General features: G+C 57.3%; 12 protein-coding genes. 2 read left to right on the top strand and 10 right to left on the bottom strand.

All coding sequences use genetic code 11. The annotated features are described in order from the left end of the window. The first annotated feature begins 1 nt into the window (after position 1). Positions 2-1,159 (top strand): glutathionylspermidine synthase family protein, encoded by a 1,158-nt coding sequence (locus tag L8H52_RS09720; RefSeq protein WP_242206873.1) that lies wholly within the window; start codon positions 2-4, stop codon positions 1,157-1,159. Between the two features lie 77 nt (positions 1,160-1,236). Here the strand turns inward: L8H52_RS09720 and L8H52_RS09715 are convergent, their stop codons facing one another. The 3 genes from L8H52_RS09715 to L8H52_RS09705 form a co-directional block, all read right to left on the bottom strand. Further along, positions 1,237-2,562, bottom strand: coding sequence for an acyltransferase (locus L8H52_RS09715; protein ID WP_242206872.1), 1,326 nt, complete (start codon positions 2,560-2,562; stop codon positions 1,237-1,239). 125 nt (positions 2,563-2,687) lie between these two features. After that, positions 2,688-3,212: a single-stranded DNA-binding protein gene (locus L8H52_RS09710; RefSeq protein WP_008081898.1), complete on the bottom strand. Its 525-nt coding sequence runs from the start codon at positions 3,210-3,212 to the stop codon at positions 2,688-2,690. A gap of 9 nt (positions 3,213-3,221) precedes the next feature. Next, positions 3,222-4,619 carry an MFS transporter gene (locus L8H52_RS09705; RefSeq protein WP_242206871.1) on the bottom strand — a complete coding sequence of 466 codons (1,398 nt, stop codon included), beginning with the start codon at positions 4,617-4,619 and terminating at the stop codon, positions 3,222-3,224. 191 nt (positions 4,620-4,810) lie between these two features. On the opposite strand from L8H52_RS09705, the gene uvrA reads away from it, so the two are divergent. Further along, positions 4,811-7,645, top strand: a complete 2,835-nt coding sequence (uvrA, locus tag L8H52_RS09700) for an excinuclease ABC subunit UvrA (protein ID WP_093434409.1) — start codon at positions 4,811-4,813, stop codon at positions 7,643-7,645. A 65-nt stretch (positions 7,646-7,710) separates the two neighbouring features. On the opposite strand, the gene bfr is transcribed toward uvrA, so the two are convergent. From bfr to rpsM, 7 genes are all read right to left on the bottom strand, one after another. Continuing rightward, the gene (bfr, locus tag L8H52_RS09695; RefSeq protein ID WP_053124309.1) at positions 7,711-8,178 is read right to left on the bottom strand and encodes a bacterioferritin; all 468 of its coding nucleotides are present in this window, start codon (positions 8,176-8,178) and stop codon (positions 7,711-7,713) included. Between the two features lie 149 nt (positions 8,179-8,327). Next, positions 8,328-9,782, bottom strand: a complete 1,455-nt coding sequence (locus tag L8H52_RS09690; RefSeq protein WP_242206870.1) for a catalase — start codon at positions 9,780-9,782, stop codon at positions 8,328-8,330. 240 nt (positions 9,783-10,022) lie between these two features. After that, on the bottom strand, positions 10,023-10,409 hold the full coding sequence (gene rplQ / locus L8H52_RS09685) for a 50S ribosomal protein L17 (protein WP_003176402.1): 387 nt from the start codon (positions 10,407-10,409) through the stop codon (positions 10,023-10,025). Between the two features lie 42 nt (positions 10,410-10,451). After that, positions 10,452-11,453: a DNA-directed RNA polymerase subunit alpha gene (rpoA, locus tag L8H52_RS09680; protein ID WP_003186012.1), complete on the bottom strand. Its 1,002-nt coding sequence runs from the start codon at positions 11,451-11,453 to the stop codon at positions 10,452-10,454. 22 nt (positions 11,454-11,475) lie between these two features. Further along, entirely contained in the window at positions 11,476-12,096 is a 621-nt protein-coding gene (gene rpsD / locus L8H52_RS09675) for a 30S ribosomal protein S4 (RefSeq protein ID WP_003176404.1), read from the bottom strand. A gap of 18 nt (positions 12,097-12,114) precedes the next feature. Then, complete coding sequence (gene rpsK / locus L8H52_RS09670) at positions 12,115-12,504, bottom strand: 30S ribosomal protein S11 (protein WP_002555466.1); 390 nt, start codon at positions 12,502-12,504, stop codon at positions 12,115-12,117. 30 nt (positions 12,505-12,534) lie between these two features. Then, positions 12,535-12,891 (bottom strand): 30S ribosomal protein S13, encoded by a 357-nt coding sequence (rpsM, locus tag L8H52_RS09665; RefSeq protein WP_003186020.1) that lies wholly within the window; start codon positions 12,889-12,891, stop codon positions 12,535-12,537. Positions 12,892-12,942: the final 51 nt, after the last annotated feature.

The following is a 12,942-nucleotide window of genomic DNA, read 5'->3' as shown; positions in this document are numbered from 1 at the left end:
GATGAAGAAGATCTTCTGCGCCGAGCGCCCCGACTGGAAACAGACCGCCGAGAGCCTCGGCTTCATGTTTCACACCATCGACGATGAGCCGTACTGGGACGAAAGCGCGTACTACCAGTTCACGCTTGCGCAAATCGAAAACGATCTCGAGGATCCGACCACCGAACTGCACGAGATGTGCATGGACCTGGTCGACCGAGTGGTGCACAGCGAGGAACTGCTGGATCGCCTGAGCATCCCGGCGCAGTACTACGACATGATCCGCACATCCTGGCTGGAAGGTCATCCGCATCTGTACGGGCGCATGGACTTTTCCTACAGCGGCAACGGCCCGGCGAAGCTGCTGGAGCTCAACTACGACACGCCAACCAGTCTTTATGAAGCGGCGGCGTTCCAGTGGGGCTGGCTGGAACAATGCATCGAGCGTGGCTCGCTGCCGCGTCATGCCGATCAGTTCAACAGCATCGACACCAAACTGCATCAGGCCTTCGCCGAGTTACAACTGAAGCGGCCGTTCTATTTCGCCTCAATGAAAGATTCGGTCGAAGACAAGGGCACCACGGATTACCTGCGCTTGATCGCCGAGAAGGTCGGCATCGAATCGCGGCACATCGATATTGAAGACATCGGTTTGACGGCTGAAGGTCGTTTTGTCGACCTGGAAGATCGCTGGATCCCGCATCTGTTCAAGCTGCATGCCTGGGAATTTATCTTCCACGAGCCGTTCGGCGCGGCGATTGCCGAGTGCGATACGCAGTTTTTCGAGCCAGCATGGAAGGCGATTCTGTCGAACAAGGGCGCGTTGCCGTTGCTGTGGGAAATGCACAAGGGCCATCCAAATCTGCTGGCGGCGCATCTTGATCCGAATCCAGGCAATGCTGTGCCCAAAGGCTGGGTACGCAAGCCGTACTTTTCCCGCGAAGGCGCCAACATTGAGCTGCAAACGGCTGACGGTCTGATCGTCAAAGAGGACGGCCCCTACACGGATGCGCCGTTTATCCTGCAGGAATTTGCACCGCTGCCGAAATTTGGCGACAGCTACACGCTGATCGGTTCCTGGGTGATTGGCGATCAAGCGGCGGGGATTGGCGTGCGGGAAGACAACAGTCTGATCACTAAAGATTCGAGCCGTTTTCTGCCGCACCTGATCCTCGACTGACCTGCTCGGCAGATGTCTGCCCGACACTAAAAAACCGCAGCGTTTGCGCGCTGCGGTTTTTTCGTTTCTGCGCCGGGTTACGCGATATCCACCGAGCGGGCCGGTGTTTTCACGGGTGGTTTTTCCCTGACCGCTTCAGTTTCGCCGTCGCCGGCCATCCTGCGCCGGGCGATCTCTGCCCCACGGCGCCGCAATGGCGTTTCGACGAAGCGGAAATTGAGTTCGCTGCACACGACCATGATCACCAGCGAGGTCAGCAGCAGCTCCACCGTTAAGGCAGCGCCCAGCTCCACGTCTCTGCTGGCGGCAATGCGCGTCCAGATCTCGGTGCTCAGATGGTAGGCAAAGATGTGCACGACGTATAACGCGTAAGAGCGCGAACCGAGCCACTGGAAAAGACCATTGAGCAGCGCCGGGCAGTAGATGTAGCCCTTCTGATAACTGGCGAGCCAGACAATGATCAACGCCGTGATCGCGATCAGGCCGACGGCAATCGGTGCCGTGATCATCTGACCGGCGATGGCACCCATCATGTACAGCAGAAACAACGTGATGGCCAGACGCTTGAACCTGCTGCCGCCAAGCCCGACAGGCTCAATATCCTTGTACAACGAGGTGCGGGTGAACAGGCAAAGCAGAATCCCCCACATCATCGCGTCCAGGCGGAACGAGAAAAGCATCGCTGCGGGAGGGGCTGCGAAGGTATCGCGATTGAACGGAAATTGCGCCGCGATCAGCAAGAACAGAATAATCACGCGCCAGCGGGGCGACGTCACCAACAGCAGGAACAACGGAAAGATGAAGTAGAACTGCTCTTCCAGCGCCAGGCTCCAATACACGGAATTCGGCCCCAGCAGCACACCGTACTGATTCGCCAGGTTGCCGGAGAATGTCGCCACGGCAGTGAAACTGCGCAGGTTCTCGTACCAGGACTGGAACGCATTCGACTGGTTGAAAAAGATCGAGAACGCCAGCGGAATCAGCACCCATAGCCAGGCTGTCGGCAGCAGGCGGTAGGCACGCCGGATCCAGAAGGATGTTGCCGCAAGGCCAAAGCGGTTCTGCTCGCGGTTTTTATCGAAATAATCGAGATAGGCCTTGCTGACGACGAAACCAGAGATACAGAAGAACAGGTCTACGCCGGTCCAAGGCGCATACACATTGAACACCTTCAACAGGTACAGACCGAAGAACGGCAACAACTGAGGGAGATGGGCAAAAATGGTCATGAGAATGGCCACCCCCCGCAGAAACTCGATTTCCTTGTTTTTGCTACTGCTCATTGGTTTCTCTTGTTTTTGTGAATGAACGGGCGCTGATCGTCGCGCAATCTGTTCTTGAGAAGATCGGCCGGTTCTCCAGCCGCCGGCGCCGATCATGGAATGGCTTGCGATGGCGTTCAAGAGCCCTCGGCAAACTTTACCGGCATGCGCGGCAACGCGAAGATTGGTTTTATGTTTCGCCAAAACGACGAAACCCCCGCAATGCGGGGGTTTCGAGCTAAGCCAGGTGACGACTCAGGGACAAATCAGAACGGGATATCGTCATCGAAGCTGTCGAAATCCGGAGCCGGTTGCGGTGCGGCCTGCTGTGGAGCCGGGGCCGAACGCTGCTGCGGAGCCGACTGCTGCGGACGCGGAGCCTGCTGGCGTGGAGCCGGCGCGGACTGCTGGTAGTTATTGCCACCGCCCTGCTGGTCGCCCTGTTGTGGACGGCCGCCGAGCAGTTGCATGGTGCCTTGCATGTCGACCACGATTTCGGTGGTGTAACGCTTGATACCGTCTTTTTCCCACTCGCGGGTCTGCAGCTTGCCTTCGATGTAAACCTGCGAACCTTTACGCAGGTATTCGCCGGCGATTTCGGCAACCTTGCCGAACATCGAAACACGGTGCCACTCGGTCTTCTCGACCTTCTGACCGGTTTGCTTGTCGGTCCACTGTTCGCTGGTTGCCAGACTCAGGTTGGTCACGGCGTTACCGTTAGGCAGGTAGCGAACTTCGGGATCCTGGCCGCAAGTGCCGACCAATATGACTTTGTTAACCCCACGGGCCATAACGTTCTCCTAGGCTTCGCAAGCAGCCCCGGCCGGGTTGTTCACCAGGCGTTCGAGGGTGTCGCGATCCACTAATTCTTTGTCCAGTTTGATGTAAACAGCTGCTTCGTCAGCAACTATCACTGCATCGGTTACCCCTACGAGGGCCTTGAGGCGCTCGACCAGACCCGCTTCGCGGATCGCCTCGGGCGACAACGGCAAGCGCAGACTCGTCACGTAGGGAGGTTCACGCATGGTAACAGCAAAGGCCAGCCAGATGGCAGCCAGACCCGCGCATCCAAGGAACACAACCGACAGACCGCCATGCTGAAACAGCCAGCCGCCGAGTATCCCGCCGAGTGCCGAACCGAGGAACTGGCTGGTGGAATACACGCCCATGGCCGTGCCCTTCCCGCCCGCCGGTGAAACCTTGCTGATCAGCGACGGCAATGAAGCCTCCAGCAGATTGAACGCGGTGAAGAACACCACCGTACCGATCACCAGAGCCCGCAAGCTGTCACCGAACTGCCAGAAGAATAGCTCAGTCAGCATCAGCGTCAGGACGGCGCCGAGCAAAACTCGTTTCATTTTGCGTTTCTTCTCGCCATAGATGATGAACGGGATCATGGCGAAGAACGAAATCAGCAGCGCGGTGAGGTAGACCCACCAGTGCTGTTCCTTGGGCAAACCGGCTTTTTCCACCAGTGCCAGAGGCAGTGCAACGAAGCTCGACATCAACATGGCATGTAACACAAAGATGCCCAGATCGAGTCGCAGCAAGTCCGGATGCTTGAGTGTCGGCATCAACGCCTGACGCGCCACGCCGGACTCACGGTGCGTCAGCGGTCCAGTGGACTTGGGCACCATGAACATCACGATCACGATCCCCACCAATGCCATGCCACCCGTGGCCAGGAACAACCCGGACAAGCCGAACGCGCGCGTCAGCAAAGGCCCCACGACCATGGCCACGGCGAACGACAGACCAATTGTCATGCCGATCATCGCCATCGCTTTGGTGCGGTGTTGCTCGCGAGTGAGATCGGAAAGCAATGCCATGACCGCCGCTGAAATGGCGCCGGCACCTTGCAGGATCCGGCCGGCAATCACGCCCCAGATCGAATCGGCTTGCGAGGCCAGCACGCTGCCAAGGGCGAAGACGATCAGCCCGAGGTAAATCACCGGACGCCGGCCGATGCGGTCGGAAATGATCCCGAACGGAATCTGGAAAATCGCTTGGGTCAAGCCGTAGGCGCCGATTGCCAACCCGATCAGGGCCGGGGTCGCACCTGCCAGATCCATGCCGTAGGTCGCCAGTACCGGCAACACCATAAACATGCCCAGCATACGGAAGGCGAACACCAGGGCCAGACCGCTCGCCGCGCGGGTCTCGCTGCCACTCATGCGTTCGCTGTGGGGATCGTGCATGGAAAAACCTCGTGTGAACCGGCGGCGATTCTACCAGTCCCATCGGAAGACGGGGTAGATCGCGACGCTTTGACGCGTATAGATGAAACTCTCTTCATCCAGGGCAAAAAACCCTTCGTTTGATAGTGTGCATCCATCCAGTGTTTGCCCGTATACTCCTACGTTTTCGACGCCCGCCGAGCGAGGCCACTTTGGACAAGATCCTGATACGTGGGGCCCGTACCCACAACCTGAAGAACATCGACCTGACCCTGCCACGGGACAAGCTGATCGTCATCACCGGCCTGTCCGGATCCGGCAAGTCGTCCCTGGCCTTCGACACACTGTATGCCGAAGGTCAGCGCCGCTATGTCGAATCGCTGTCGGCCTATGCCCGCCAGTTCCTGTCGATGATGGAAAAGCCCGACGTCGACACCATCGAAGGCCTGTCGCCGGCAATCTCCATCGAACAGAAGTCGACCTCGCACAACCCGCGTTCCACGGTCGGCACCATCACCGAAATCTACGACTACCTGCGTTTGCTCTATGCACGCGTCGGTACGCCGCGCTGCCCGGATCATGACATTCCACTGGAGGCGCAGACCGTCAGCCAGATGGTCGATCTGGTGCTGGCTCAGCCCGAAGGCAGCAAACTGATGCTGCTGGCGCCAGTGATTCGCGAGCGTAAAGGCGAACACCTTTCGGTCTTCGAAGAGCTACGCGCGCAAGGTTTCGTTCGTGCCCGGGTCAACGGCCGCATCTGCGAGCTCGACGAGCTGCCGAAACTGGATAAACAGAAAAAGCATTCGATTGACGTGATCGTCGACCGCTTCAAAGTACGCGCCGATCTGCAGCAGCGTCTGGCCGAATCCTTCGAAACAGCGCTGAAACTGGCGGACGGCATTGCCCTGGTTGCGCCGATGGACGACGAGCCCGGCGAAGAGATGATCTTCTCCGCGCGCTTCGCCTGCCCGATCTGCGGCCACGCCATCAGCGAACTTGAGCCGAAGCTGTTTTCCTTCAACAACCCGGCCGGCGCCTGCCCGACCTGCGATGGTCTGGGGGTGAAGCAATTCTTCGACATCAAACGACTGGTCAACGGTGATCTGACGCTGGCCGAAGGCGCGATACGCGGCTGGGACCGGCGTAACGTCTATTACTTCCAGATGTTGGGCTCATTGGCCTCGCATTATGGGTTCAGCCTCGAGGTGCCATTCAACGAACTGCCCGCCGATCAGCAGAAATTCATCCTGCATGGCAGCGGCTCGCAGAACGTCGATTTCAAATACCTCAACGACCGTGGCGACATCGTCAAACGCTCGCACCCGTTCGAAGGCATCGTGCCGAACCTGGAGCGTCGCTACCGCGAGACCGAATCGGCGAGCGTGCGCGAAGAACTGGCCAAGTTCCTCAGTACTCAATCTTGTCCGGATTGCCGTGGCACTCGTCTGCGCCGTGAAGCGCGGCATGTCTGGGTTGGCGAGAAAACGCTGCCGGCAGTGACCAACCTGCCGATCGGCGATGCCTGCGAATACTTCGGCGAGCTGAAGATGACCGGCCGCCGTGGCGAGATCGCTGACAAGATCCTCAAGGAAATCCGCGAGCGTCTGCAGTTCCTCGTCAACGTCGGTCTGGACTATCTGTCGCTGGATCGCAGCGCTGACACCCTGTCCGGCGGTGAGGCACAGCGGATTCGTCTGGCCAGCCAGATCGGTGCCGGTCTTGTCGGCGTTCTGTACATCCTCGACGAACCGTCCATCGGCTTGCACCAGCGTGATAACGATCGACTGCTCGGCACACTCAAACACCTGCGCGATATCGGCAACACGGTGATTGTGGTCGAACACGATGAAGACGCGATTCGCCTGGCTGACTATGTCGTCGACATCGGCCCGGGCGCCGGTGTGCATGGCGGGCAAATCGTTGCCGAAGGTACGCCGGCTGAAGTCATGGCGCACCCGGACTCCCTGACCGGCAAATACCTGTCGGGCCGGGTGAAGATCGAAGTGCCAGCCAAACGCACCCCGCGCAACAAAAAGCTCAACCTGTCGCTCAAAGGGGCGCGCGGCAATAACCTGCGCAATGTCGATCTGGACATCCCGATTGGTCTGCTGACTTGCGTCACCGGCGTGTCCGGCTCGGGCAAGTCGACACTGATCAACAACACGCTGTTCCCGCTGAGCGCCACGGCGCTCAATGGTGCGACCACCCTGGAAGCGGCGGCGCACGACAGCATCAAAGGCCTGGAACATCTCGACAAAGTCGTCGATATCGACCAGAGCCCGATCGGTCGTACCCCGCGCTCCAACCCTGCGACGTATACCGGGCTGTTTACGCCGATCCGTGAACTGTTTGCCGGCGTACCTGAGTCACGCTCGCGCGGTTATGGCCCGGGGCGCTTCTCCTTCAACGTCAAGGGCGGTCGTTGCGAAGCGTGCCAGGGCGATGGCTTGATCAAGGTGGAAATGCACTTCCTGCCGGACATCTACGTGCCATGCGACGTGTGCAAGAGCAAGCGCTACAACCGCGAAACCCTAGAGATCAAATACAAGGGCAAGAGCATCCACGAAACCCTCGAGATGACCATCGAGGAGGCGCGGGAGTTCTTCGACGCGGTGCCGGCGCTGGCGCGCAAGCTGCAAACGTTGATGGATGTCGGCCTGTCGTACATCAAGCTTGGACAGTCGGCGACCACGTTGTCCGGCGGTGAGGCGCAGCGGGTCAAGCTGTCTCGCGAATTGTCGAAACGTGACACAGGCAAAACCCTGTACATCCTCGACGAGCCAACCACCGGTTTGCACTTCGCGGATATTCAGCAATTGCTCGATGTGCTGCATCGTCTGCGCGACCACGGCAACACCGTGGTGGTGATCGAACACAACCTCGACGTGATCAAGACGGCCGACTGGCTGGTCGATCTCGGGCCCGAGGGCGGTTCAAAAGGTGGGCAGATCATTGCCACTGGCACCCCTGAGGACGTGGCCGAGATGAAACAATCTCACACCGGTCACTACCTTAAGCCGCTACTGATCCGCGATCGGGCTTAAACGCCAGGCATGAAAAAGCCCCTGTCACTTCAACAGTGACAGGGGCTTTTTTGTAACTACGGCGATCAGGACGTGTGGGATTGCAGGTAGTTCTCGAGACCGATCAGCTTGATCAGGCCCAACTGCTTTTCCAGCCAGTAGGTGTGATCTTCTTCGGTGTCGTTGAGCTGAACCCGCAGGATCTCACGGCTGACGTAGTCCTTGTGCTGTTCGCACAGCTCAATGCCTTTGCATAGGGCAGCGCGAACCTTGTATTCGAGACGCAGATCCGCTTCGAGCATCTCCGGGACAGTACTGCCGACATCCAGATCATCCGGACGCATGCGCGGCGTACCTTCGAGCATCAGAATCCGGCGCATCAACGCATCAGCGTGACCCGCTTCTTCTTCCATTTCGTGGTTGATTCGCTCGTAGAGCTTGGTGAACCCCCAGTCCTCATACATCCGCGAATGAACGAAATATTGATCACGCGCGGCCAGTTCGCCGGTCAGCAACGTGTTGAGGTAATCGATTACGTCTGGGTGGCCTTGCATCGCCCTACATCTCCCTACTTGAAAGTCTGTAGTTTGAACCAACCTGACTGGAAGGTCACCCGCCTGATGCAATAAAAGCGAAGATATTCTGAGAAAAGCAGGCTAAATAACGCAAAAACCGCCCAAATGAGGGCGGTTCTGCTTCTCGTTTAGACTTCGTTAAGCTGTACGTTGAGCAGCTTTGCGATTGCTTCTCCATACGCCGGGTCGGCTTTGTAGAAGTGCTGCAACTGGCGGTCAACCACATCACTTGAAACGCCACCCATCGCACCGGCAATGTTGCTGACCAGCAACGTTTTCTGCTCGTCGCTCATCAAACGGAAGAGTGCACCGGCGTGACTGTAGTAATCGGTGTCTTCACGGTGATCGTAGCGATCGGCCGCGCCGCTCAGGGCCAGGGCAGGCTCAGCGTAATGCGGAGCTTGTTTCGGCGATTCGATGTAGCTGTTTGGTTCGTAGTTAGGCGCAGCACCACCATTGCTGCCAAACGCCATCGAACCGTCGCGCTGGTAAGTATTGACCGGGCTGCGTGGCGCATTCACTGGCAGTTGCTGGTGATTGGTGCCCACACGGTAGCGGTGTGCATCGGCGTACGCAAACACACGACCTTGCAGCATGCGATCAGGCGAAAGACCGACGCCTGGCACCATGTTGCTCGGACCAAACGCAGCTTGCTCCACTTCAGCGAAGTAGTTTTGCGGATTGCGGTTCAGCTCCAGTTCGCCGACTTCGATCAACGGGAACTCCTTCTGCGACCAGGTTTTGGTCACGTCGAACGGGTTCTCGTAATGCGCTGCCGCCTGGGCTTCAGTCATGATCTGAATGCACACGCGCCATTTCGGGAAGTCACCGCGTTCAATCGCCTCGAACAGATCGCGCTGGGCGTAATCCGGATCGGTGCCGGCAATACGAGCAGCATCCGCTGGTGCGAGGTTCTTGATGCCCTGCTTGGTCTTGTAGTGCCACTTCACCCAATGACGCTCGCCTTGCGCGCTGATCAGGCTGTACGTGTGGCTGCCGAAGCCATGCATGTGACGGTAGCCGTCCGGAATGCCCCGGTCGGAGAACAGAATGGTGACCTGATGCAGCGCTTCTGGCGAATGCGACCAGAAGTCCCACATCATCTGCGCGCTTTTCAGATTGCTTTGCGGCAGGCGCTTTTGGGTGTGGATGAAGTCAGGGAATTTCAGTGGATCACGGATGAAGAACACCGGCGTGTTGTTGCCAACGATGTCCCAGTTGCCTTCCTCTGTGTAGAACTTCAGCGCGAAACCGCGCGGATCTCGCTCGGTGTCAGCCGATCCGCGTTCGCCACCCACCGTAGAGAAGCGCAGGAAGGTCGGGGTTTGCTTGCCGACGGATTCAAATAGCTTGGCGCTGGTGTATTCAGTGATATCACGGGTCACGGTGAACGTGCCGTAAGCACCCGAGCCTTTCGCATGTACGCGGCGCTCAGGGATATTTTCACGGTTGAAGTGGGCAAGCTTCTCGAGCAAATGAAAATCGTCAAGCAGCAGCGGGCCACGCGGGCCGGCGGAGCGAGAATTCTGATTATCAGCGACAGGTGCGCCACTGGCGGTCGTAAGCGTTTTGATCTGGCTCATACGGTCTTCTTCCTCTGTCAGTCTTGAAACTGCCGGCTAATCGGCTTGGTGGGAAGTATTGAACATCCATGTGACAGCCACAAATTCATTAACCTGTAGACATCGATAGATAATTACTAATTATGTTTCCCAGCACATAGTGACAACAGAACGGTGTCAGAAGCTTGTACGAACAGATCATTTTCTTGCGCGCACAAAAAACCGGGCACTAGGCCCGGTTCTTTGTTTCAGACTGACGTCTTACTCGGCGGATACAGCTTCGCCAGCAGTAGCACGATCAACCAACTCGACATACGCCATAGGCGCGTTGTCGCCAGCGCGGAAACCGCACTTGAGGATGCGCAGGTAGCCACCCTCACGGGTAGCGTAACGCTTGCCCAGGTCGTTGAAGAGCTTACCAACGATAGCTTTCGAACGAGTACGGTCGAAAGCCAGACGGCGGTTAGCCAGGCTGTCTGTCTTGGCCAGAGTGATCAGCGGCTCAGCAACGCGACGCAGTTCTTTGGCTTTTGGCAGAGTAGTTTTGATCAGCTCGTGCTCGAACAGCGACACCGCCATGTTTTGGAACATGGCCTTGCGGTGCGAGCTGGTGCGGCTCAGGTGACGACCACTTTTACGATGACGCATGGTTCATTCCTTACCAAACACTACGTTCGGTGATTACGACGATCAGGCAGTCGCCTTGTCGTCCTTCTTAAGACTTGCAGGCGGCCAGTTGTCGAGGCGCATGCCGAGGGACAGACCGCGGGAGGCCAGAACGTCCTTGATTTCAGTCAAGGATTTCTTGCCCAGGTTCGGAGTCTTCAACAGCTCTACTTCGGTACGCTGAATCAGGTCGCCGATGTAGTAGATGTTTTCCGCCTTAAGGCAGTTAGCCGAACGTACAGTCAGTTCCAGATCGTCAACCGGGCGAAGCAGGATCGGATCGATCTCGTCTTCCTGCTCGACAACCACTGGCTCACTGTCACCTTTGAGGTCGACGAACGCAGCCAACTGCTGTTGCAGAATGGTTGCAGCGCGGCGGATAGCCTCTTCAGGATCCAGAGTACCGTTGGTTTCCAGATCAATAACCAGCTTGTCCAGGTTGGTACGCTGCTCGACACGGGCGTTTTCCACCACGTATGCGATACGGCGAACCGGGCTGAACGAAGAGTCAAGCTGCAAGCGACCGATGCTGCGGCTTTCGTCTTCATCGCTCTGACGCGAGTCGGCTGGTTCATAACCACGACCACGAGCTACGGTGAGCTTCATGTTCAGGGCGCCGTTAGACGCCAGGTTAGCGATTACGTGATCGGGATTAACGATCTCGACATCATGATCCAGCTGAATATCGGCAGCGGTAACCACCCCCGAACCCTTCTTCGACAAGGTCAGCGTAACTTCGTCACGACCGTGCAGCTTGATGGCCAGACCTTTAAGGTTCAACAGGATTTCAATTACGTCTTCCTGTACACCTTCGATGGCGCTGTACTCGTGGAGCACACCGTCAATCTCGGCCTCGACTACTGCGCAGCCGGGCATTGAGGACAACAGGATGCGTCGCAGCGCGTTGCCCAGGGTGTGGCCAAAACCACGCTCGAGAGGCTCGAGAGTGATCTTGGCGCGGGTTGGACTGACAACCTGCACATCAATGTGGCGGGGTGTCAGGAACTCATTTACCGAAATCTGCATGGATGCACCTATTTTCTAGCCCTTACTTGGAGTAGAGCTCGACAATCAGGCTTTCGTTGATGTCGGCGGACAGATCACTGCGAGCAGGAACGTTCTTGAAAACGCCCGACTTCTTCTCAGTGTCTACTTCTACCCATTCTACGCGGCCACGTTGGGCACACAGATCGAGAGCTTGGACAATGCGAAGTTGGTTTTTTGCTTTCTCGCGAACTGCAACCACGTCACCAGCACGAACCTGATACGACGGAACGTTTACGGTCTGACCGTTAACGCTGATCGACTTGTGCGATACCAGCTGACGGGATTCGGCACGAGTCGAACCAAAGCCCATACGGTATACAACGTTGTCCAGACGGCATTCGAGCAGTTGCAGCAGGTTTTCACCGGTTGCACCTTTCTTGCCTGCAGCTTCTTTGTAGTAGCCGCTGAATTGACGCTCGAGAACGCCGTAGATACGACGGACCTTCTGCTTTTCACGCAGTTGGGTGCCGTAATCGGACTGGCGACCGCGGCGTTGGCCGTGGATACCAGGTGCTGCTTCAATGTTGCACTTCGATTCGATCGCGCGCACGCCGCTCTTCAGGAAGAGATCGGTGCCTTCGCGACGAGCGAGTTTGCATTTTGGACCAATGTAACGAGCCATTCTTTACAATCTCCTGGATTACACGCGGCGCTTCTTCGGCGGACGGCACCCGTTGTGCGGGATTGGCGTCACGTCGGTGATGCTGGCGATCTTGTAGCCACAGCCGTTCAAAGCGCGGACTGCGGATTCACGACCTGGACCTGGACCTTTGACGTTAACGTCGAGGTTTTTCAGGCCGTATTCCAGCGCAGCTTGACCAGCACGTTCAGCAGCTACTTGAGCAGCAAACGGGGTGGACTTGCGGGAACCGCGGAAACCCGAACCACCGGAGGTAGCCCAGGAAAGAGCGTTACCTTGACGGTCGGTAATGGTCACGATGGTGTTGTTAAAAGATGCATGGATGTGGGCGATGCCATCAACCACTGTCTTTTTAACTTTTTTACGAGGACGAGCAGCAGGTTTTGCCATGATTAAATTCCTGTCGATTCGCTGGGGCGATTACTTGCGGATCGGCTTACGCGGACCTTTACGGGTACGCGCGTTGGTCTTGGTACGCTGACCGCGTACTGGAAGACCACGACGATGACGCAGACCGCGATAGCAACCGAGGTCCATCAAGCGCTTGATTTTCATGTTGATTTCGCGACGCAGGTCACCTTCAGTGGTGAACTTCGCCACTTCGCCACGCAGCTGTTCAATTTGCTCGTCGCTCAGATCTTTGATCTTTGCTGCTGGGTTTACCCCAGTCACTGCACAGATCTTCTGCGCAGTAGTGCGACCAACACCATAGATGTAGGTCAGCGAGATAACAGTATGCTTGTTATCTGGAATGTTAACGCCTGCAATACGGGCCATTCAGTGGGACTCCAATTGACAGCTACCTACGCCCCGGAAGCCAAGAAATAG

Source organism: Pseudomonas sp. CROZ-RG-20F-R04-15, from assembly GCF_022662375.1.
Classification (GTDB): domain Bacteria; phylum Pseudomonadota; class Gammaproteobacteria; order Pseudomonadales; family Pseudomonadaceae; genus Aquipseudomonas.
The sequence above is the reverse complement of the archived record's forward strand: the minus strand, read 5'-3'. Positions and strand labels throughout refer to the sequence as shown.

What these genes read in the sequence shown, in the direction of transcription:
- bfr (WP_053124309.1), bottom strand. Translation starts at nt 8,178, where the DNA reads ATGCAAGGCCACCCAGACGTAATCGATTACCTCAACACGTTGCTGACC.
- rpsM (WP_003186020.1), bottom strand. Translation starts at nt 12,891, where the DNA reads ATGGCCCGTATTGCAGGCGTTAACATTCCAGATAACAAGCATACTGTT.
- L8H52_RS09690 (WP_242206870.1), bottom strand. Translation starts at nt 9,782, where the DNA reads ATGAGCCAGATCAAAACGCTTACGACCGCCAGTGGCGCACCTGTCGCT.
- rpoA (WP_003186012.1), bottom strand. Translation starts at nt 11,453, where the DNA reads ATGCAGATTTCGGTAAATGAGTTCCTGACACCCCGCCACATTGATGTG.
- rpsD (WP_003176404.1), bottom strand. Translation starts at nt 12,096, where the DNA reads ATGGCTCGTTACATTGGTCCAAAATGCAAACTCGCTCGTCGCGAAGGC.
- L8H52_RS09720 (WP_242206873.1), top strand. Translation starts at nt 2, where the DNA reads ATGAAGAAGATCTTCTGCGCCGAGCGCCCCGACTGGAAACAGACCGCC.
- L8H52_RS09705 (WP_242206871.1), bottom strand. Translation starts at nt 4,619, where the DNA reads ATGCACGATCCCCACAGCGAACGCATGAGTGGCAGCGAGACCCGCGCG.
- rplQ (WP_003176402.1), bottom strand. Translation starts at nt 10,409, where the DNA reads ATGCGTCATCGTAAAAGTGGTCGTCACCTGAGCCGCACCAGCTCGCAC.
- L8H52_RS09710 (WP_008081898.1), bottom strand. Translation starts at nt 3,212, where the DNA reads ATGGCCCGTGGGGTTAACAAAGTCATATTGGTCGGCACTTGCGGCCAG.
- rpsK (WP_002555466.1), bottom strand. Translation starts at nt 12,504, where the DNA reads ATGGCAAAACCTGCTGCTCGTCCTCGTAAAAAAGTTAAAAAGACAGTG.